General features: G+C 68.1%; 17 protein-coding genes. 11 read left to right on the plus strand and 6 right to left on the minus strand.

Going from position 1 to position 20,251, the window contains the following annotated elements; genetic code table 11:
* Positions 1-5: 5 nt before the first annotated feature.
* Genes iolD through IW252_RS10305 form a run of 5 tightly spaced genes read left to right on the plus strand, consistent with a single transcriptional unit; the run spans position 6 to position 6,339 of the window.
* Complete coding sequence (gene iolD / locus IW252_RS10285; protein ID WP_196837231.1) at positions 6-1,952, plus strand: 3D-(3,5/4)-trihydroxycyclohexane-1,2-dione acylhydrolase (decyclizing); 1,947 nt, start codon at positions 6-8, stop codon at positions 1,950-1,952.
* A gap of 12 nt (positions 1,953-1,964) precedes the next feature.
* A complete protein-coding gene (locus tag IW252_RS10290; protein WP_196836465.1) occupies positions 1,965-2,876 on the plus strand; it encodes a sugar phosphate isomerase/epimerase family protein in 912 nt (303 codons plus the stop codon).
* A 44-nt stretch (positions 2,877-2,920) separates the two neighbouring features.
* Positions 2,921-3,934, plus strand: coding sequence for a Gfo/Idh/MocA family oxidoreductase (locus IW252_RS10295; RefSeq protein ID WP_196836466.1), 1,014 nt, complete (start codon positions 2,921-2,923; stop codon positions 3,932-3,934).
* On the plus strand, positions 3,931-4,806 hold the full coding sequence (locus IW252_RS10300) for a sugar phosphate isomerase/epimerase family protein (protein ID WP_196836467.1): 876 nt from the start codon (positions 3,931-3,933) through the stop codon (positions 4,804-4,806). Before IW252_RS10295 ends, IW252_RS10300 begins: the two co-directional genes overlap by 4 nt.
* Positions 4,807-4,833: 27 nt before the next feature.
* Positions 4,834-6,339: a CoA-acylating methylmalonate-semialdehyde dehydrogenase gene (locus tag IW252_RS10305; RefSeq protein ID WP_196836468.1), complete on the plus strand. Its 1,506-nt coding sequence runs from the start codon at positions 4,834-4,836 to the stop codon at positions 6,337-6,339.
* A gap of 137 nt (positions 6,340-6,476) precedes the next feature.
* Here IW252_RS10305 and iolB read toward each other — a convergent pair whose 3' ends face one another.
* On the minus strand, positions 6,477-7,382 hold the full coding sequence (gene iolB, locus IW252_RS10310; protein ID WP_196836469.1) for a 5-deoxy-glucuronate isomerase: 906 nt from the start codon (positions 7,380-7,382) through the stop codon (positions 6,477-6,479).
* 25 nt (positions 7,383-7,407) lie between these two features.
* Positions 7,408-8,142, minus strand: a complete 735-nt coding sequence (locus IW252_RS10315) for a GntR family transcriptional regulator (RefSeq protein WP_196836470.1) — start codon at positions 8,140-8,142, stop codon at positions 7,408-7,410.
* A 196-nt stretch (positions 8,143-8,338) separates the two neighbouring features.
* Here IW252_RS10315 and IW252_RS10320 point away from each other — a divergent pair, with 196 nt between their 5' ends.
* On the plus strand, positions 8,339-9,448 hold the full coding sequence (locus IW252_RS10320) for a Gfo/Idh/MocA family protein (RefSeq protein ID WP_196836471.1): 1,110 nt from the start codon (positions 8,339-8,341) through the stop codon (positions 9,446-9,448).
* Here IW252_RS10320 and IW252_RS10325 read toward each other — a convergent pair.
* A complete protein-coding gene (locus IW252_RS10325) occupies positions 9,445-10,575 on the minus strand; it encodes a VIT1/CCC1 transporter family protein (RefSeq protein ID WP_196836472.1) in 1,131 nt (376 codons plus the stop codon). The genes IW252_RS10320 and IW252_RS10325 overlap by 4 nt on opposite strands.
* Positions 10,576-10,683: 108 nt before the next feature.
* Between IW252_RS10325 and IW252_RS10330 the strand changes: the two genes are divergently transcribed.
* Entirely contained in the window at positions 10,684-11,499 is an 816-nt protein-coding gene (locus IW252_RS10330; protein WP_196836473.1) for a DUF4190 domain-containing protein, read from the plus strand.
* A gap of 101 nt (positions 11,500-11,600) precedes the next feature.
* On the plus strand, positions 11,601-11,819 hold the full coding sequence (locus IW252_RS10335; RefSeq protein WP_196836474.1) for a hypothetical protein: 219 nt from the start codon (positions 11,601-11,603) through the stop codon (positions 11,817-11,819).
* A gap of 26 nt (positions 11,820-11,845) precedes the next feature.
* Here the strand turns inward: IW252_RS10335 and IW252_RS10340 are convergent, their stop codons facing one another.
* Positions 11,846-12,754 (minus strand): inositol monophosphatase family protein, encoded by a 909-nt coding sequence (locus tag IW252_RS10340; RefSeq protein ID WP_331271513.1) that lies wholly within the window; start codon positions 12,752-12,754, stop codon positions 11,846-11,848.
* 125 nt (positions 12,755-12,879) lie between these two features.
* On the opposite strand from IW252_RS10340, the gene IW252_RS10345 reads away from it, so the two are divergent.
* The 3 genes from IW252_RS10345 (at position 12,880) to IW252_RS10355 (ending at position 15,492) form a co-directional block, all read left to right on the plus strand.
* Positions 12,880-13,974, plus strand: coding sequence for an App1 family protein (locus IW252_RS10345; protein WP_196836475.1), 1,095 nt, complete (start codon positions 12,880-12,882; stop codon positions 13,972-13,974).
* Between the two features lie 106 nt (positions 13,975-14,080).
* Positions 14,081-14,545, plus strand: coding sequence for an acyl-CoA thioesterase (locus tag IW252_RS10350; RefSeq protein ID WP_196836476.1), 465 nt, complete (start codon positions 14,081-14,083; stop codon positions 14,543-14,545).
* 92 nt (positions 14,546-14,637) lie between these two features.
* Positions 14,638-15,492 carry a siderophore-interacting protein gene (locus IW252_RS10355; RefSeq protein ID WP_196836477.1) on the plus strand — a complete coding sequence of 285 codons (855 nt, stop codon included), beginning with the start codon at positions 14,638-14,640 and terminating at the stop codon, positions 15,490-15,492.
* A 10-nt stretch (positions 15,493-15,502) separates the two neighbouring features.
* On the opposite strand, the gene IW252_RS10360 is transcribed toward IW252_RS10355, so the two are convergent.
* Both IW252_RS10360 and IW252_RS10365 read right to left on the minus strand, forming a co-directional pair.
* Entirely contained in the window at positions 15,503-16,474 is a 972-nt protein-coding gene (locus tag IW252_RS10360) for an aldo/keto reductase (RefSeq protein WP_231365990.1), read from the minus strand.
* A 103-nt stretch (positions 16,475-16,577) separates the two neighbouring features.
* Positions 16,578-20,195 (minus strand): TM0106 family RecB-like putative nuclease, encoded by a 3,618-nt coding sequence (locus tag IW252_RS10365; protein ID WP_196836479.1) that lies wholly within the window; start codon positions 20,193-20,195, stop codon positions 16,578-16,580.
* Positions 20,196-20,251: the final 56 nt, after the last annotated feature.

Raw genomic sequence — 20,251 nt, forward strand, 5'->3', positions numbered from 1 at the left:
GCACCATGACGGTGGCCCAGGCCGTCGTCGAATTCCTCGGCCGCCAATACACGGTGGATACCGTTGGTGGGCAGAGCTACCGGGAGCGCTTGATCCCCGGGATGTTCGGCATCTTCGGTCACGGCAACGTCGCTGGCGTGGGTCAGGCGCTGAAGCAGTATCAGGCAGCGGATCCCACCCTGATGCCGTACTACCAAGGCCGCAACGAGCAGGCGCAGTCCCACCAGGCGGTCGGCTACGCCCGCCACACCCGCCGCCGGCAAACCTACGCGGTGACGACGTCGATTGGCCCGGGCTCGTCCAATCTCCTGACGGGTGCCGCCTTGGCCACGTCGAACCGCTTGCCGGTGCTGCTGTTGCCCTCCGACACGTTTGCGACCCGCGCCGCTGACCCCGTGCTGCAGCAGCTCGAACACCCGCACGGGTATGACATCACCGTCAACGATGCCTTCCGCCCGCTGTCCAAGTACTTTGACCGGGTCACGCGCCCCGAACAGCTGTTCTCCGCGCTGACCCACGGATTGCGAGTCCTGACCGATCCGGCGGAGACCGGCGCGGTGACGATCTCCTTGCCGCAGGACGTGCAGGCCGAGACGATGGAGGTGCCGGAGGAATTCTTGGCCGAACGCGACTGGCGCATTCGCCGGCCCGCGCCCGAAGCTCAGGACATCGCCGAGGCAGCCCGGCGCCTTCGTGCCGCCCGGAATCCGCTGATCATTGCCGGCGGTGGCGTGCTGTACGGCTTCGCCACCGAGCAACTCCGCGCCTTCGCCGAAGCCACCGGGATCCCCGTGGGCTGGACGCAGGCCGGCGTCGGCAGCCTGGCCTGGGACCACCCGCAGGCGGTGGGCGCCATTGGCTCCACCGGGACGACGGCGGCTAATGCGTTGGCCGCAGAGGCGGACCTGATCGTCGGGATCGGCACCCGCTATGAGGACTTCACTACGGCCTCCCGCACCGCGTTCCAGAACCCTGCGGTGGAGTTCATCAACCTCAACGTTGCTGCCATCGACGCCTACAAGCACGGAACGTCCCTGCCGATCGTCGCCGATGCCCGCAAGGGGCTCGAGGCGCTGCAGGAGGCCGTCGGAGGGGCCCGGGTCTCCGCTACGGTGACTCAGCAGGTGGCGGAGGAAAAGGCCCGCTGGGACGCCACGGTGGACGCTGCATTCGCCGAGCGGTACAGCCCGCTGGTGAGCCAGAACGCCATTATCGGCGCGGCGAATCGCGCGATGGATCCCCGCGATGTGGTGGTGTGCGCGGCTGGCTCGCTACCCGGCGACTTGCACAAGATGTGGCGTGTGGCGGACCCGTACGGTTACCACGTCGAGTACGCCTACTCCTGCATGGGCTATGAGATCGCGGGCGGGCTGGGCGTCAAGCGCGCCGCGGTCGCCGAGGCGGACGGCCAGGACGGGCGCGACGTCGTCGTCATGGTGGGCGACGGCTCCTACCTCATGATGCACACCGAGCTCGTCACCGCGGTGGCCGAAGGCCTCAAGCTGATCGTGGTCCTGATTCAGAACCATGGGTACGCGTCGATCGGCGCGCTGTCCGAATCCTTGGGGTCTCAGCGCTTCGGGACGAAGTACCGCACGTTGGACGCCGCACGCCACACGTTCGACGACGGGGCCACGCTGCCCGTGGACCTAGCCACGAACGCGGAGTCCCTGGGCGCCACGGTCTACCGGATCGAGCCGGGGGAGACCGTCATCGAGGAGCTGGAAGCCGCGATTCAGCGGGCGAAAGCCGCCCCGGAGGGCAGCGGCCCGATCGTGATCCACGTGGAGTCGGACCCGTTGATCGATGCCCCGAGCTCCGAATCTTGGTGGGATGTGCCCGTCAGCGCGGTCTCCGCTTTGGAGTCCACCCAGCAGGCTTTCCAGACCTACACCGACCACAAGTCCCGGCAGCGCCCCCTCCTGGGTGGGCGGGCCCCGGGCGAAGCCTAAGGAGAACCGACGATGGAAAACAATGCTGTCACGATCGGCACCGCGCCGGACTCGTGGGGGGTGTGGTTTGCCGATGACCCCCGGCAGACGCCGTGGGAACGCTTCCTCGACGAGGTCGCTGAGTCCGGCTATCAGTGGATTGAGCTGGGCCCGTATGGCTACCTGCCCACGGACCCCTTGCGCCTCGCCGACGAGCTGAACGCGCGCAACCTGAAGGTCTCCGCCGGCACCGTTTTCACCGCGTATCACCGCGGTCAGGATCAGTGGGAGGCCGCGTGGGAACCGGCCCGGCGGGTGGCCGAGCTGACCGCCGCCATGGGTGGCGAGCACATTGTGGTGATTCCGGCCATGTGGCGCGACGACGTCACGGGGCAGGCGGTGGAGCCGGGTGAACTGACCGCCGAGCAATGGACCTCCCTCACGGAGGGCCACAACGATCTGGGGCGCAAGCTCCGCGAAGAGTTCGGCCTGCAACAGCAGTTCCACTCCCACGCGGACTCCCATGTGGAGAAACAAGCGGACATCGAGCGGTTCCTGCAGCACACGGACCCGAACCTCGTCACCCTGTGCCTCGACACGGGTCACGCCGAGTACGGGGGAGCGAGCAGCATCGACCTCATCCGCCGCTACCCGGAGCGCATTGGCTACCTGCACCTCAAGCAGATCAATCCGGACATCCTTGCCACGGTGCGCGCGGAGAACATGACGTGGGCTGGCGCCAACACGGCCGGCGTGATGACCGAACCACCCAGCGGACTACCGGACCTGCGTGAGGTCATCGAGGCGTGCGAGGGCCTCGGCCGCCGGCTCTTCGGCATCGTCGAGCAGGACATGTACCCGGTGCCGAGCTTCGATGTGCCGATGCCCATTGCTCAGCGCACCCGGAATTACCTGCTCTCCTGCGGATCCCGCACGCACGTTTAGTTGATTGGCGCCGCACGCCGGTGCCGCCGAATGAAAGGCACGCTATGACCAACAATCTGCGAGTCGCCGTCGTGGGTGCTGGCCGCATGGGAGCGGACCACATCGACCGGCTCCATACCCGCATCGTCGGTGCCACCGTGAGCGCCGTCGTCGATATCGACGCCGAGCGGGCGAGCGCTGCAGCCGCCCGAGTCCCGGCCGCGCAGACCTTCGCCACTGCCGCGGAGGCCTACGCCTCCGGCACCGTGGACGCTGTCCTGCTCGCCACTCCCGGGTTTCTCCACGAGGAGGCCCTGTTCGAGGCACTGGAGCGGGACATCCCGATCTTCTGCGAGAAGCCGCTCACCCCCGACGCCGAGTCCGCGTGGCGCGTCATCGAGGCCGAGCAGGCACTGGGGCACCAGCGCATCCAGGTCGGCTTCATGCGCCGATTCGACGCGGACTACGCCCAGCTGGGCAGCATCATTTCCGGAGGGACGCTCGGCGATCTCCTCATGCTGCATTGCCGCCACCGCAACCCATCCACGCCGGACGGGTTCACGAACGAGATGCTGATCAACGATTCCGTGGTGCATGAGTTCGACGCCGTGAGGTACCTCACCGGCGAGGAGATCACCTCGGTCCAGGTGCGCCTGGGCAAAGCCAGCCGCCGGGCGCGTAACGGTCAGCACGATCCGCAGCAGGTCCTCATGGAGACCGCCTCCGGAGTGCTGGTGGACGTGGAAATCTTCGTCAATGCCCAGTTTGGGTATGAGGTTTCCACTCAGGCGAGCCTCGAGGAGGGGATCGTGGACATCGGCGCGGACCACGGGCCGGTGACCCGCACGGCCGGACGCGTCGGTGGAGCGGTCACCCCGGGGTTCGAGGACCGGTTTGGGGCCGCGTACGACCACGAGATCCAGTCGTGGGTGGATGCCGCGCTGCGAGGCGAGATCGGTGGACCCACCGCGTGGGACGGGTACGCCACGGCCGCGTGCTGCGAGGCCGGTGTGCGCGCCCAATCGACCGGAGAGAAAGTGACCGTGACCCTGAAGGAGAAGCCGGAGCTGTACCGATGAAAATCGCCCTCGACCCCACCCCGTTTCACCATTCGCACTCCCTGCTCGAATTCCCGGCTTTGGCCGCCGAGCTGGGCTACGAGTACCTCCAACTGACCCCACACCCGGACATGATCCCGTTCTATATCCACCCGAAGGCGGACCAGGACCTGATCCGGAAGTTCCGGGCCGCGTGCGATGCCGCGGGGGTTCAGGTGGCGAGCATCCTGCCCGTGCTGCGCTGGTCCGCTCCCGACGAGCAACTGCGGGAGGCGGCCGTCCGCTATTGGAAGCGGGCGTTGCAGATCGGCGTCGAGCTGGGCGTGCACCAGTTCGGCACCGAATTCTCGGGGCGCCCGGAACACCCGGAGCTCTCCGAGGCGAGCTTCTACAAATCCATGGAAGAGCTGCTGCCGATCATCGAACGGGAGCACCTCCACGTGGCGATCGACCCGCACCCGGACGACTTCGTCGAAGAGGGGCTTGCCGCCCTGCGCGTCATCCGTGGCCTCAACTCGCCCAACGTGGGCATGGTCTACGTGGCTCCACACACGTTCCACATGAACGATGCCCCGCTGGACATCCTGCAGGCCGCGGGGGACAAGGTGCGGATTGTGCACGTGGCGGACACCATGAACCATCACGCCTCCCATGGGCTGCGCTACATCACCAACCCGCCCGGTAACCCGGTCCGCGTGCATCAGCACCTGAAGGTCGGGGACGGGGACGTGAACTTTGACGAGCTCTTCGGCGGGCTCGCCGCGACGGGCTTCCTGGACCGCGAAGACAGCGTGATCTGCTCCTCGGTGTTTGCGGAGAATGAGAACGCCCGAGAGGTCTCCCGCTACCAACTGACCACCATCAAGGACTTGGTGCGGCGCGCCAGCGCCTAGCGCCCCCACAACGTGAGGAACGAACGCATGACTACCAGCATCAATCACTACATCAACGGCGCGGAGACCGCCGGCGAAGGCACCGAAACTCAGCCCGTCTACAACCCGGCGACCGGCCAGGTGACTGGGCAGCTTCAGCTGGCCAACGAGGCGGACCTGAATGCGGCCGTGGCTGCGGCCCGCACCGCGGCCGACTCGTGGGCCGAGGTCTCCATCGCCAAGCGCACCGCCGTTCTCTTCAAGTTCCGCGAACTGCTGGCGGCCAACACGGAGGAACTGGCCAAGATCGTCACCAGCGAGCACGGCAAGGTGCTCTCCGATGCGGCGGGCGAGATTGGCCGCGGACTCGAGGTCGTCGAGTACGCGTGCGGGATCTCCCAGTCCCTCAAGGGGGACTTCTCCGATCAGGTGGCCACCGGCATTGACGTGCACTCCTTCCGCCAGCCGGTGGGCGTCGTCGCCGGCATCACGCCCTTCAACTTCCCCGTCATGGTGCCATTGTGGATGGCGCCGGTGGCCATCGCGGCCGGCAACGCCTTTATCCTGAAGCCGAGCGAGCGGGACCCCTCCGCTTCGCTGTTCATGGCGCGCCTCTGGAAGGAAGCGGGCCTGCCGGACGGCGTCTTCAACGTGGTCCACGGCGGCAAGGACGCCGTGGACGGCCTGCTGGCGCACCCCGACGTGGACGCCATCTCCTTCGTCGGTTCCACCCCGATCGCCAAGTACGTCCACGAGACGGCGACGGCGCACGGCAAGCGCGTCCAGGCCTTGGGGGGCGCCAAGAACCATGCCGTGGTCATGCCGGACGCCGACATGGACGTCGCCGCAGACCACCTGACCGCGGCCGCCTTCGGCTCCGCCGGCCAGCGCTGCATGGCCATCTCTGTGGCCGTCGCCGTGGGCGAGGCCGGTGACCTCGTGATCGACAAGCTGGTCCAGCGGGCCCGCGAGGTCAAGGTCGCGAATGGCACCGACCCATCCGCCGATATGGGGCCCGTGATCACGCCGGCGTCGAAGTCCCGCATTCAGCAGATCGTGGGCGAGGCCGAGTCCGACGGCGCTGCCGTGCTCGTCGACGGCCGTGACCTGGTGGTGCAGGACCACGAGGAGGGCTTCTTTGTGGGCCCCACGCTGCTGGATCAGGTTCAGTCTGAGATGAGCGCTTACACGGAGGAGATCTTCGGCCCCGTCCTGGTCGTGGTCCGCGTCGAGACGCTGGAAGACGCGATTCACTTGGTGAATTCGAACCCCTACGGCAACGGTACGGCGATCTTCACCTCCTCCGGATATGCGGCCCGGACCTTCACGCGCCGCATCCAGGTGGGCATGGTGGGCATCAACGTCCCGCTCCCGGTGCCGGTGGCATGGCACTCCTTCGGCGGCTGGAAGGATTCGCTGTTCGGCGAGCACCACATCTACGGGCCCGACGGCATCCGCTTCTACACTCGAAGCAAGGCGGTCACCACCCGGTGGCCGGAGGTGTCCGAGGCCTCCGGGGCGTCCTTCGCGTTCCCATCCAGCCAGACGCACTAAGTTCCGCTGCGGGCCGGCGCCCGGATCCCTCCGCTGGATCCGGGCGCCGGCCCGTGTGCCTCGACCGCATCGCAACGACGACGTCGGCCCGCTCACCCGTGAAGGGCGAGCGGGCCGACGTCGTTGGTGGCGGGGGACTAGGCGGTGAAGGGAAGCCGCGGATCGATGTCCTGGGCTTCCCACGTCTGCCGCACCCAGCCGTGGTGGGGGTCATCGGAGATGAGCCACTCGCGGACCGGCCCGGGGCCAGCCATGACGTTGAGGTAGTACAGGTCGTAGCCCGGGGTCGCCATGGCGGGGCCGTGCCACCCGTAGGGTACGAGGACGACGTCGCCCGAGCGGACCTCGGTGGCCACGTCGATGGGGCGCTCGTCCGAGGCGTAGACGCGCTGATAGCCGTGCGCGTCCGCGGTGCCGCCCGCCTGGACTGCCTCGGGGGCGTCGGTGCTGACGCGGGTTTCGAAGTAGTAGATCTCCTCCAGCTGCGTCTCTCCGTCCTTCTCCTCATCGTGCTTGTGCGGAGGGTAGGAGGACCAGTTGCTGGAGGGGGTGATGACCTCGCAGACAATGAAGCGGTCGGCCTCCAGCGTGGCGGGGGTGCCAAAGTTCTGCACCTGGCGGGAGGACTGTCCGGCGCCGCGGAGTTCCACCGGAATCTCTGCTTGGCGCAGGTGCCGGACCGGGTACTCGGCCTTCGCCGGGGCGGAGGCCACAGCGAGCCGGCCGCCGTCGTGCGCCGTGATCGTCACGGAGCGATCGATGCCCGTATACAAGACGTCGGCCGGGCCGTGGAACACGGACCGGCGCCCAGCGAGGACGTACTCAGTGCCGTTCACGCTGACGGTGTAATCGCCGCTGAGCGGAACGATGATGCGCTCCTCCGCGGCGGCCTCGAGCGTGACGGACTCGCCGGCGCCGACATCGCCGACCCGGAGGCCGGTGTGCTGCCAGCCGGCCACGTGCGTCGTGGAGTCGTGCGCGCCGAGCGAGCAAAACCAAGGGCCTTGTGCGGCAGTTCCGGTGGGGTAGATCCATTCGGTCACAGTGTGTGCCTCTTTCCGATGGGGGTCAGTTTTGCATCAAGGTCATCTCGAAGGTGTACAGGGCCGCCGAGTACACGTGATGGCCGGTCTCGACGGCGCGGCCCAGGTCATCCGTGGCGGTGCGCTGCATGGTGACGAGCGCCTCGCGCGGCGTGATGTTCAGCAGGTCGGCCTGCTCTTTCGATGCCAGATCGGCACCGATTCGCTGATGCGCCAAGTGGAAGGTGATGCCGAGGCCGCGCAGAACGTCGTAAAGCCCCCGCTCCGCGAGGTCGGCCTCGGTGATGGCGCCCAAGGACTGCGGGACCCAGTTCTCCATAATGGCCAGCGGCTGATCATCCACGGCCCGGAGCCGGACCATGTGATACGCCTCGGTGCCCGGCTCGAGTCCCAGCTGTTCAGCGATGTCCTCGTCCACGGGCTGCGAGGAAAACTCGAGAATGCGGGTCGAGGGGCGGGCGCCGGATTTCACCAAGTCGTCATGCAGGCTGGACAGTTGCAGCGGGCGGCGGACGCTCGGGGACACCACCTGCGTGCCGACGCCGCGCTTGCGCACGAGGAGCCCGGCGCGGACGAGCTCATCCATGGCCTTCCGCATTGTGGGGCGGGAGAGTCCTAATTGCCGGGCCAGCTCGATCTCGTTCTCGAGTTTGGTGCCCGGCGTGAGTTCGCCGGAAGCCACAGCGGCCTCGAATCCCTGAACCACCTGGTGGTAGAGGGGGACGGGTGAGTCCTTGGAGATTTTTAGGTTCAGTGCCACAATTCCGCTTCCTGGTCGACCGAGAGCATATGTGTCCTGACATTCTATCAAGTGCGGCATGTGAAGTCCATCACTCGGCCGCCGTCGGCTCACTGATGTAAGTATGTCAGAACATACTCTTGACAAAGGTGATCTACCTCATCACAGTTGACTCGTCAGAGCTTCGGCCCGAGCAGGGACTTCAGGAGAGGACTACATGACGACTGTGAAACTCGGGCTGGTGGGAGTTGGCCGCATCGGCCAGATGCACGCCCAGAATGTGTTGGCCGTGAAAGAGCGCTTCGCGGCCCGCGGGGTGGACGTCCGCCTGACGGTGGCGGATGTTGCCGTGGACTTTGCCCGGCAGGTGGGCACCGAACTCGGCGTCGGCGTCGCCGCGAGCGTCGATGAGCTCTTGGCGGAGGGCCTCGACGGCCTGCTCATCGCCACGGGAACGGCGACGCACCCGGACCTCATCCGTGCCGGACTGGCCGCCGGGCTGCCGGTGTTTTGTGAGAAGCCCGTGGCGTCCGACGTCGCCTCGGCCCTGCCGCTCGTGCGGGAGATTGAGGCCAGTGGTGGCGTGGTGCAGATGGGGCACCAGCGGCGCTTCGATGCCGGCTACCTCGAGGCGAAACGCCGCTACGCGTCCGGTGAGCTCGGCTGGATCCATGGCCTGCGCGCGATCACGGGGGACATGTTCCCGCCGTCGGTGGACTTCCTCGCCACCTCCGGAGGGCTGTTCCGTGACTGCTCGGTCCACGACTTCGACGTCCTGCGGTGGCTGACCGGTCAGGAGATCGTGGAGGTGGTGGCCCGGGGGTCCAACCGGGGAGACCCGGCGATTGGCGCGGTGGGAGACGTGGACACGGCGCTGGCCATGGTCACGCTCTCCGATGGGACGGTCGGCACGGTTTCCGCTACCCGCTACAACGGCGCCGGTCACGACGTCCGGCTTGAGATTCAAGGATCGCGGGATTCGCTGATGGTGGGACTCGATGAGGCGACGGCGCTGCGCTCGGCCGAGGTCGGGGTCCGCTTCCCGGAGGGCGCGCCGCACACCACGTTCGCCCAGCGCTTCCACGCGGCCTATGTGGAAGAACTGGCCGCGTTTGTGGAACTCATCCTCGGCGAACGGCCCAACCCCTGCACGCCCTACGACGCCGTGGCCGCCTCGTTGGTCGCCGACGCGGCCCAGCTGTCCCTGCGTGACGGGGCAGCCGTCGTCGTGCCGGACTTGCGGCGCGTGCTCGACGGCGTGGCGGAGCCGCCGGCCGCCGTCGAACTCGTCGCCGAGTCGGTGGCCCGGGACGGCGCGCGAGGCTAGGCCACGGACGTGCCGAACGCCAGGCCCAAGAGGTAGGTGACCGCGGCCGCGCCCCAGCCGATGGCCAACTGGCGCAGCGCGCGTTTGCCCGGGGACGCACCGGAGAGTAGGCCCACCACCCCGCCGGTGCCCAGCAACGCCAAACCCACGAGCCCCACGGACAGCGCCACGGCGGCCGTGCCCGTCAGGCCCAACAGGTAGGGGAGGATGGGGATGATGGCGCCGGAGGCGAAGAAGAGGAAGCTAGAAGACGCGGCACCGACGGCCGAACCAATCGTGTCCTCCTCACTGGTCGCTGGCCCGCGCTCGTCTTCAGCCTGAAAGGAGAGGGACGGGTCGCAATCGCACGTGAAGTAGCCGAGGCGCTCTCCGGCACGGTGCTCCGCCGCCTCGTGGGTCATGCCGCGAGCCTTGTAGACCAACACCAGCTCGTTGTGATTCAAGTCCAGGTGCGGGGCGGCCGTGAGCGTGACCTGCGTGGGGCGGGAGGCCAGCATGAGTTCACGCTGGGAGCGGACGGACACGAACTCGCCGGCGGCCATGGACAGGGCCCCGGCCAGCAGGCCGGCGATGCCGGAGAAGAGGACCACCTGGGTGCTGACCCCGGTGGCGCCGATGCCCATGACGAGGGCGAGGTTGGAGACGAGTCCGTCGTTGGCGCCGAAGACGGCGGCCCGGAAATTTCCGGAGAGTCGCTTGCGGCCGGCGGTGGCGAGCGCTCGGACAACCTCCTCATGCACCTGCTCGTCCGCGGCCATTTGCCGCGTGGCGTCCTGGTCCGTGATGTACGGCGAGTTTCCCTCGGCCCGTTGGGCAAGCGCCAGAACGAAGACAGAGCCAAAGTGGCGGGCCATGAAGCGCAGCAGCGTGCGGCGCAGTGAGGGGCGCGTGCCGGACTCCGCGTGCGGTCCCAGCAGATTTCGCCAGTGGGCCTCGTGACGTTCCTCGGCCTCAGCCAACCCCAAGAGAATTAGGCGTTCCTCGCCGGAACGCTTTTGGGCCAAGGTGCGGTACACGGCCCCTTCGGCCCGCTCGTCGGCGAGGTAGCGCCTCCACCGCCGAATCTCCCGCGGAGTGGGCGAACGGTCATCGGTACCGGGGTCTCCAGTGGAGGTCTGATCACTCATCACCGCCCAGTATATTCGCCCAGAATTACGCCGCTCGGATGATGCTCTAGCGCGCAGGTCAGGCCTACTGTTTGAGGTACGCACAACGCGCGATTGCAGGAGGAGATCATGAGCGGCACCGGGAACACCAACGATCCTCGGGATCCATATGGCCAGCAGCCAGGGCACCAGCACGACGCCGGCAGCCAGCCCTCGCCGTACGGCCCGTCCCAGCCAGAACAGCAGGGCGCGCCGTCCTACGGCCAGCCCGCGAGTCCGGGGCAGCAGGGGCCCTACGCACAGCCGGGTCCCTACGGGCAGCCGAACGCCTACGGCCAGCAGTACCCGTACAACCAGCAGGCGCCGTTCGGGCAGCAGCCGCGCAAGGCCAGCCCGCTGACCATCTGGGCCATGGTGCTGGGCATCGTGGCGGTCGTGATGTCCCTGATTCCCTTCGTCCACTACGCAGCCTTCGCGGTGGGCGGTGCCGCGATCATCGTGTCCATTCTGGCGCTGGTCAAGAAGGTGCACCGCAAGGGCTTCGCCATCACGGGCCTCGTCACGGGCATCATCTCGGTGATCGCCGCCATCCTCTGGTCCGTGTTGATCTCCGCCGTGTTTACGTGGGTGGGTGACGCGGCCGGGGAGTCGGCGAACTACACCTTCGAGGCGGGCTCCGATGAGCCGGCCGAGGTGGTCATGATCACCGAACTGAATGACATGGACCTGAATGAGCAGCAGTTGCCCGGCGGGGAGGTCATCAGCGAATCGGTGACGGCCAGCACGATCCTGGGCTCGATCGTCGTGAGCAACGTCGACGGCTCCACGGGCGAGGTCGCCTGCCGCATCTTGGACGAGTCCGGGACCGTGATCTCGGAAAACTCGGCCTCGGGCAATGACGCCGAGGCGATCTGCAGCACCGCCGAAGGGTCCTTCGGCGGCTAGTCAGTCCGCTATCAGGAGATTCTTGGTCAGGGCCTAGTGCACGCGCGCGGTGAGTCGTCTAGGGTTCGTAGAGTAGTGACCCACGGACCGGAGGAGGACCCATGAGCGGTACTGAGAAGAAGCACGATCAGCAGAACCCCCACGGCGGCCAGACCGCTTCCCCGTTCGGAGACACGCCCTACGACGATGCGGAGCGCGGCGACGCCGCGGAGGAACGCCCCACTGATCAGCCCACCGACCAAGTGCCGGAGGGCGAGGACGCGGCGTCCCCCTTCGGCGATGAGCCGTACGACGCCGATGAGGACAAGGACGCCCAGTAAGTCACTGGTGCGACGGCGGCGGCGGGTTACCGGGCTTTGCCCCGGTGGCCCGCCGCTCTGCGTTGGGCCATAAGGCGTTCGACGACGTCGCGCGCCGTCGTCGCGTCGACCCCGGGGCCGTGCGCCACGTACGTCGGAGCCTCATGCACGGAGCGCTGCAGCCGCGGTGCCGCACCAGCGGCAGCCGCCGGGCCGTCGTCGTACCGGTAACCCGTGTACGTTCCGCCCGCTTGGCGCACGAGGTAGGCGCCAGCGGCGACGTCCCAGGGATTGGTGTCAAAACCGAGGGCGATGTTCGTCCAGCCGGCCGCGACGTGGGCGAGTTCGAGCGCGCCGGAGACGGGGCGGCGTACGGTCGAATACGTGCTGATGAGCTCCGCGAAGCCGTCCAGCGCAGCACTCCCGTCGGTCGCGAGGTCCTCGGCGGACGGAAAATCCGTCATGACCGAGGCACGCTTCTCGGCGATGGTGCGATCCAGCGCGGGCAGCGGCTCGCCGTTGAGAAAGGCCCCAGCGGCCTCCGCGGCGAACAGGGTGTCCGCTACCGGGTCATAGACCACTCCCGCGACGACCTCGCCGTCCACCGCGGCGGCAAGTGAGACGCAGAAGAAGGCCACCCCGTGGGCAAAGTTGCTGGTGCCGTCGATGGGATCAATGATCCACTCCACCCGGCCCGCACCGTGCGCGCCGCCCTCCTCGGCGTGGAAGCGGCTGTCAGGGACGGCGTCGCCGAGCGCCGCCGTCAGCCGTTCCTCACTCGCGCGGTCATACTCCGTGACGAGGTCATGATGGTTGCGCTTGGTTTCGGTCCGAGCCCCGGACCGAAAGCCGGAGCGCAAGAGATCTCCCACCGAGCGCGCCGCGGCTTCGGCGACGCGGCGCAAGTGGGCGGATTCATCGGCGGACACGGGCGGGGGCGGCGTCGACTCAAGCACCCCACCAGCCTAGTCCGGCCGCCGGGATGCGGCGGTCAACGAGCAGGTGAACGGCAGCCAAACGTCGTCGGCCGGTCATCGCGCCCAAGTCGTTGACAGGCCACAGCCCGTGTCAGACTGGCTTCATGTCCGCAGCATTGAACGACGGCGGCGCCGGCCGCGCCCCGGACTCCGCCGAGCCAGCCCACGTGGGTCAACGGCTCGAAGACTCGTGGCACGCGTTTCGCGAGCGGTACTCCCGCTCCCGCGGCCACCTACCCACCGTCACCCCGTTCCGTGGATACGGGGTGAGTCAGACGTCCGCGGACGATGGCGGCACCGGCTGGGTGCGTGTGCTGGCTCGGGTGGTCTTGGCAAAACCGGGGGCCTTCTTCAACGGGCTGCGCCACTCTCAGGTGGTGGCGGACGGGATCCGAGGCTGGCGGAATTTTGTGTCCCCGCCGATTCCGTACGCCGAGGTGGAGGCGACCATCGCCGGGCAGGTGTTCCATCTCGACGCGGATCGCGGCGGCGTGATCGACGCCCGGATCGCGGTTAATCTGGCGCCGGGGTGGCACGAGGTCGTGCTCCGCAGTGAAGATTCCGAGCCCGCGGTGGTGCCGGTGCAGGTCATCGATGCCTCCGCCGATTTCGGCGTCATCTGCGACATTGACGACACGGTGGTGGTCACGGCCTTGCCGCGGCCCCTCTTGGCGGCCTGGAATTCTTTTGTGCTGTCCGAGCACGCCCGCGTGGCCACTCCCGGCATGGCCGTGATGATGGAGCGGCTGGTGACTCAGCATCCCGGTGCCCCGGTGCTGTATGTCTCGACGGGTGCGTGGAACGCGGCGGCGACCCTGACGAGGTTCTTGCAGCGCAACATGTTCCCCAAGGGCTCGCTCCTCCTCACCGATTGGGGGCCCACGGAGAATCGGTGGTTCCGCTCCGGCATGCAGCACAAGGTGAATGAGCTGCGGCGGTTGGCCCGCGAATTCCCGACCGTGCGCTGGTTGCTGATCGGTGACGACGGCCAGCACGATCCGGAAATTTATGCCGAGTTCGCCAAGCGTCACCCGGAGCACGTCCGCGCCATCGCGATTCGTCAACTCACGCCGTCCGAGGCCGTTCTCGCTGGCGGCCGCTCGGACCACACGGTCAACGCCACCCCGGGCGTCCCCTGGGTGTACGGGCCGGACGGGCAGAGCATTAGCGTTCAGTTACGCGCCCTCGACGTCCTCTAGGCCGCCACGACGGCCAGGACCGCCGGCTCCGACGCGGCCGAGGCCCGCAGTAGGCTAGTGCCTCGGCAACGGCGGTCCCGGGCATCCGGGGGAGAGGAGCGGAACGATGGCGGGCCAGACGGTTGAGGTCGAGGTGCCCATGCGCTGGGCGGACATGGACGCCTACGGGCATATCAACAACGTCAACATTGTGCGCATGATGGAAGAGGCGCGGATTGCGGCGTTCGGTGTCCCCGGCGGGACGGGCCGGCCGGGTGCAGAGCCCGCCGTCGATTTGTTCTCCACCGTTCCGGCGGACACTCAAACCCTCGTCGTCGAACACCGCGTCCGCTACGTGAGGCCGCTGGACTATCGCAACGTTCCCGCCCGGGTCTCCGTGTGGGTGGCCTCCGCGAAGGCCGCGAGCTTTGAGCTGGCCTACGTGTTTCGCGATCCAGTCGATGGGCACGAGTGCGTGCGCGCGACGACGACGCTGGCGTTCTTCTCGACGACGGAGCAGCGCCTCCTGCGCGTACCGGCTGAGCACCGTGCAGCGCTCGCGGCCTATGCCGGGGAGCCGCTCTTTACGTGACGGGCGCGTTTGCAAATTGAACTTGCTTAGGGCAACCTAACCTGAGTGCGCTGAGCTGCGCGCAATCCGTTTGGAAAGGGAACCCACGCGTCATGGCAGATGCTCGACCGGCCCGGGGCCGTAAGCCGCAAGTTGTCCTGGAGGTGCTGGCCACTCGCCGGCTCAATGATCATTTTGTGCGGCTCACGCTCGGCGGCCAGGGGTTTGCGCAGTTTCAGAGCAAGCCTGCGACGGATCAATACGTGAAGATTCTCTTTGCCGATCCAGCGCTCGGCCTAGAACCGCCGTATGACATGGAAGAACTCGCCACGACCTTGCCGCCGGAGCAGATGCCGGTGCGACGCACTTACACGGTGCGCCGCGTGGATCACGAGGCTGGAACCTTGGACATCGACTTCGTCTATCACGGCGAGGAAGGTTTGGCGGGCCCGTGGGCGGCCCAGGCGCAGGTGGGGGACGTGGTGTGCTTCGCCGGGCCCGGCGGCTTGTACGAGCCCGACGCCGAGGCGGACTGGCACCTACTGGTGGGTGACGAGGCCGCGCTGCCGGCGATCGCCGCGGCACTCGAGGCGATGGATGCGGACGCACGCGGCGAGGCTTACCTCGAGGTTGCCGGCCCCGCGGATCAGATCGATCTGGTGGCACCCTCCGGGATCAACGTGCACTGGCTGCACCGCGGGGGCGACTTCACGCCGGAGACCACGGGTCTAGTGGACGCCGTCGTGGCCGGAGTCTGGCACGAGGGGCGCGTGCAGGTGTTCGCGCACGGCGAGCGTGAATCCATGAAGGCTCTGCGCGCTTACCTGTGCGACGAGCGCGGCGTGGCTCGCAAGGGCCTGTCCCTCTCCGCGTACTGGGCCTACGGCCGCGCCGAGGACGATTTCCAGGCGGAGAAGCGCCAACCGGTGGGTCAGATTTTCCCTGAGGACGCCCCCGCCACGTCCTGATTCGGCCGCGCTATCCGGCGGCCTGGGCCGCGTCCGCGAACTCTTCGGCAAAGACCTCAGAATCGATGGTGGATTGCTGGCCCTCGGTGTAGCGGGCCCCGTGCACGGTGTGCCGGTTGACGATCGCGGAGCACGCAGCCACGGTCTCGGCGTCGAGCTCAAGGGCGTCCGCGCCGAGGTTCTCCAGCAGGTGGTCTCGGCGAGCTGTGCCCGGGATGGAGATGACGTGTTCGCCGTGTGCGTGCACCCACGCCAGCGCCAGCTGGGCCAGCGTGGCGCCGACTCGATCCGCGATCGGCTGCAGCTGGGCCACCAAGGACGCGTTGGCCGGGAAATTCTCTGCGCTGAACCGCGGCATGAAGGACCGGATGTCCGCCTGCGGTAGCGTCCACGGTTCATGGAGCGTGCCCGTCAGCAGAGCGCGGGAGAGCGGGGAGAACGCCACGAACGTGGTGCCCAGCTCGCGGCACGCGTCCAGCATGCCGAGCTCCGGGTTGCGTGTGGCGAGGGAAAATTCGTTCTGCACGGCCGCGATGTGATGCACGGCCTCGGCTCGCTTCAGGGTCTCCACGGAGACCTCAGAGAGGCCGATCGACCGGATCTTGCCCTCCTGCACCAGCTCCGCCAGCGCGCCGACGCTCTCCTCGACCGGCACGTTCGGGTCCAGCCGGTGGAGGTAGTAAAGGTCGACGGCGTCGGTGCCGAGACGCCGCAGCGACGCCTCGGCCTGCCGCTTGATGGAGGCGGGCTCCCCGTCCACGACCGTCCGTCCGTCCTCGGTGCGGCGCAGCCCGCACTTGCTGGCCAGGAAGATCTCGTCCCGCCGGCCGCCCAGAGCCTCGCCGACGAGTTCCTCGCTCACCCCGTGCCCGTACAAGGTGGCCGTGTCGAAGTGATCGACGCCAGCCTCGACTGCCTTCTGGAAAAGCCGTACCCCGTCGCGACGGTCCGGGAAGGAGGAATAGCCGTGGGTGACGTTCATGCAGCCGAGCCCGGTGGGTCGGACGGTTGCGTGGGCGAGAGCGCGTTGAGGGGTCATCCCCTACATGTAGCACGACGCCGCTGGGCCGCGCCGTCGTATTGCGTCACGTCTGAGGCGCGGGTCGTTGTGTAGGCGTTGGGCTGAGCTGCAGGAACGCACCGAGCGCGGCCATGCCCTCTGGGGTGGCCGGCAGGTAGTTGGTCAGCTGCGGCGAGCGGACGATGAACGCCTTCCACTTGCCGCGGGAGACCGCCACGTTGAGCCGATTCTGGTTGAGCAGGAACTCGAGCCCGCGCGCCGCGTCCGCCGGGGCCGAGCATGCGAGCGACACGATGGCGAGCGGGGCCTCCTGCCCCTGGAACTTGTCCACGGTGCCGACCGCGACGCCGTCGTACCCCGCCTCGTTTAGCGCCGCGCGCAGCACCTGCACTTGCGCGTTGTACGCGGCGACGACGATCACGTCGGCCGGCTCCACCGGCCGGGCGCCGCCCTCGTCCTCCCACGTCAGGCCGAGGTGCTCGCGCACCAGGCGCACGACGGCGTCGGCCTCCTCGGGGGAGGACACCGTGTTGCCGCTGTGGGGCACCAGAACGGTCTCGACGCCAGGCGTCACCGAGTCGAGCCGGCGCTCGGCGGCCGCCGGGGCCGAGGCGAGCTGGCCGTCGTAGCTCAGCGTGGAGACCGCGGCGCACAGTTGCGGGTGCATGCGCCACGAGTCAGAGAGGAAATAGCCGAACTCCGGTGGCAGGGTGGCGTGCCCGGCGGAGAGCCAGCCAAGCGCCGAGTCGTCCACCGGCACCGGGTGCGTGCCCTGCGTGACCTGGGGCAGCTGTTGCGGATCCCCGAGCAGCAGCAGGTTTTTTGCGGCCACGCCAACGGCCAGCGTGTTGGCGAGCGAGAATTGGCCGGCCTCGTCGATCACCAGCAGATCCAGGCTGCAGCGTGGCACCGCTTGACCGGTCAGGGTCCACGCGGTGCCGCCGATGAGGCAACCGCCGGCCTCGCCGAGCAGTCGCGTGATGTCCTTTTTGCTGGTGTTCGCCCACGCGGGTTGTGCGTTGCTGCCCTTTTTCGGCTCCTTGGCCACGCGTTCCGGGTCCACGCCGGCACCGATGGCTTTGGTGAGCATCCCGTCCACCGTGACGTGACCCTGGGAAACGACGCCGACCTTCCACCCCCGCTCTACGAGCGCGGCGATCACGTGCGAGCCCACGAACGTCTTGCCCGTGCCGGGTGGCCCCTGCACGGCCAGATAGGAGCGGTCTAGGCGTTCGACGGCGCCCAGCACGGCGCCGGTGAAGTCGTGACCCGTGGCGGTTTCGGCCGGCACGGGCAGGGCCGCCGGGCCGGTCAGGCGCGGGGGCGTGCGCTGGATCAGATCCAGCGCGGCGGTGCTCGGGAGCGAGGGCAGGTGAGCCGCGACGTCGTCGGCCACCTCGCCGAGCGCCTCCTCGAGCGACTTCGTGGCGATGGGCTGGCCCGGGGTGAGCGCCATCGGCAGTTCGTCGTGCGGGTCCGCGCCCTGCCGCGTGCGTTCTTGCGCGGTCAGCGTGACCGTGCCGTCGGCGTGCCGGACGGCCTCTGTGACCGTGAGGTTGAAGGCGCCTCCGCGTGCGCCGGCGTCGTACGGGCCCTTCGCCTCATCGTGGAGTTCACGTGGAGCGGGGGCCGCATACATGGCGAACCAGGTGGTGCCGGACCGCAGGTCGGAGCCCTCGGCAGGGGTGCCGCGCAGGCTGAGGGTGCGGGCTAAGGTGCGCGCCCGCGGGGTCGGTTTCTCCCAGTCCGCGAGCACGCGCGCCGAGGAGATGATCACGACATCGCGGGTCTCCTGCCATTCGATGGGATCCGATTCGAGCCGATCAAAGTGCGCCCACCAGTACTGCTTGCGTTCGCGCCGGTGAAAGCCCGTGGCCGCCGCAACCAAGGCGACGGCTTCCTCTCCGGGCTCCAGCGGACGGTCGGCCGGCACTGCCGTCAGGAACTCGGCAAGGCGCTGTTCGGACGCCGACGGCGGGGTGTCCTCCGGCTCCGGCGTATCAGTTCGGTCGGTGGACGGGGAGACGGCGGCGGAGCGTCCGGGGAACTGGGCGGCGAGTCCGAGCAGCCAGTCACGCAGGCGGAGCGTAGAAACGCAGTCGTACTCGTTGTAATCGCTGATCGAGGCGAGAACCTCGGCTGCACGTTCGGCGTTGCCAGCGTCCCGCGCCGACACATATTCGGCGTAGGCCACCACGGAGGCGCCGGCGTCCGTGACGTCGCCGTCGCGGTGCGCGCTGCCCATGTAGAAGGGCTCGAGCTTCTTGATGGAGTAGGAGTTGGCGCTGATGCGCAGGGAACTGCGCACCGTTTCCAACAAATCCACCAGCAGTCCCTCGCGCAGCCAGCGGTCAATAACGTCCTCGCAGACCGCGTGCCGGGCCGCCAGGTGGCGCAGGGCCGTCTTCTCATAGGACGCGTAGTGGTAGACGCGCAGCTGCGGGAACCGGGCGCGCCGCTCCTCGATGTAGGTCACGAAGTCGATGAACGCGGCGCGTTCCTCGGCGCGGGAGTGCGCCCAGAACGGACGGAACACCGGCGCCGTCGGATTCGGCGGGTGGTCGCCTGGGTGAGTCTCTGGGTGCTCGACGACGCCGAACAGGTACTCGAGTCCCCACGAGCCGGCGTGGGAAGAGCTCCCGCTCGGCTCCTGATACATGGGGTCGCCCTCAAAATCGAAGAAGACGTCCCCCGTGTCCGGGGCGGGCAAGCGGCTGATCATGTGGTCCGCGAGGAGGCGGTACCGCAGCGTGGCGTCCCCCGGCGCGGTGCCGTCGCCGTGATCGATGCCGCATTGCATGCGGGCCTGGTCCCGGAGCCGAGCGATCGCCCCAGGTAGCTCCGGTGTTCCGACGTCCTCCGAGGTGAGCTCGGCGAGGTCCGCCATGGTCGTGACGCCGCGCGCGTGCAGGCGCCGGCGCATGGGCAGGGACATCCGTGCCACCCGCAGCAGGTCATCCCGCGCCTCCACCTCCACCGCGCAATACTCGCAGCGTCCGCAGACCAGCAGGTGTGGCTGGCCCCAATCCACGGGGTCAGCCTGGGCTCGGTGCTGGCGCGTGAGGTCGAGGAATCGGGACTGGCGTTCGCGAAACACCGCGATCAGCGGTTCGATGGCGTGCCGGGAGTGCTCACCATGGCCGAGGACGAGCACGGCCTCGTCGGCGGGGACGAACCCTTCGGCACGTAGCTGATCGCCGTAGGCCGCGATCTGCAGCAGCGCCGTCGTCTTCGCGTGCCGCGCCAGCTTGGTGTCCCACACGGCGTACCGGCCGTCGTCGTTCTTGATGAGGAAGTCGGCATAGCCGACGAACTGGCCGTCCCAGAACGTGCCCTGAAAGACGACGTCGGCGCCGCTGGTGAGGGCGGCCAGCGTTTCGGTGCGGCGGGCGTCGAGGACGTCCGGCGACGATTTACCTGGCGCGGGAAGTTCGAGGACGCCGCCCGCGCGTCCCGGCTCCCAGCGCCCGTACTGATCGATCAGCTGGGCTAGGACCCGGTGCTCGTGGTCGTCGCCCAAGGCGGCGGCGCGGGCCGCCATCTCATCCCTCGCCACGTCGGGCGCCGGGCGGCGCTTCAGCAGATCATCCAGCGTGACGAGCGTCGCGTATTCGCACGTGCTCGCGGTGACCAGATCACTGGCCGAATGGATGAGCACGTCGTTATCGATAGAGAGGAACATGGGACTCCCGCTGCTTTGAGGTCTGACACCAGACTCTACGCGCGGTCAGAGCCTCA

This window comes from Zhihengliuella flava (assembly GCF_015751895.1).
In the GTDB taxonomy this organism is placed as follows: domain Bacteria; phylum Actinomycetota; class Actinomycetes; order Actinomycetales; family Micrococcaceae; genus Zhihengliuella; species Zhihengliuella flava.

Coding starts and splice junctions, on each gene's coding strand:
- iolD (WP_196837231.1), top strand. CDS start 6: ATGACGGTGGCCCAGGCCGTCGTCGAATTCCTCGGCCGCCAATACACG.
- IW252_RS10350 (WP_196836476.1), top strand. CDS start 14,081: ATGGCGGGCCAGACGGTTGAGGTCGAGGTGCCCATGCGCTGGGCGGAC.
- IW252_RS10360 (WP_231365990.1), bottom strand. CDS start 16,474: ATGAACGTCACCCACGGCTATTCCTCCTTCCCGGACCGTCGCGACGGG.
- IW252_RS10290 (WP_196836465.1), top strand. CDS start 1,965: ATGGAAAACAATGCTGTCACGATCGGCACCGCGCCGGACTCGTGGGGG.
- IW252_RS10295 (WP_196836466.1), top strand. CDS start 2,921: ATGACCAACAATCTGCGAGTCGCCGTCGTGGGTGCTGGCCGCATGGGA.
- IW252_RS10300 (WP_196836467.1), top strand. CDS start 3,931: ATGAAAATCGCCCTCGACCCCACCCCGTTTCACCATTCGCACTCCCTG.
- IW252_RS10325 (WP_196836472.1), bottom strand. CDS start 10,575: ATGAGTGATCAGACCTCCACTGGAGACCCCGGTACCGATGACCGTTCG.
- IW252_RS10305 (WP_196836468.1), top strand. CDS start 4,834: ATGACTACCAGCATCAATCACTACATCAACGGCGCGGAGACCGCCGGC.
- IW252_RS10355 (WP_196836477.1), top strand. CDS start 14,638: ATGGCAGATGCTCGACCGGCCCGGGGCCGTAAGCCGCAAGTTGTCCTG.
- IW252_RS10320 (WP_196836471.1), top strand. CDS start 8,339: ATGACGACTGTGAAACTCGGGCTGGTGGGAGTTGGCCGCATCGGCCAG.
- IW252_RS10345 (WP_196836475.1), top strand. CDS start 12,880: ATGTCCGCAGCATTGAACGACGGCGGCGCCGGCCGCGCCCCGGACTCC.
- IW252_RS10335 (WP_196836474.1), top strand. CDS start 11,601: ATGAGCGGTACTGAGAAGAAGCACGATCAGCAGAACCCCCACGGCGGC.
- IW252_RS10365 (WP_196836479.1), bottom strand. CDS start 20,195: ATGTTCCTCTCTATCGATAACGACGTGCTCATCCATTCGGCCAGTGAT.
- IW252_RS10330 (WP_196836473.1), top strand. CDS start 10,684: ATGAGCGGCACCGGGAACACCAACGATCCTCGGGATCCATATGGCCAG.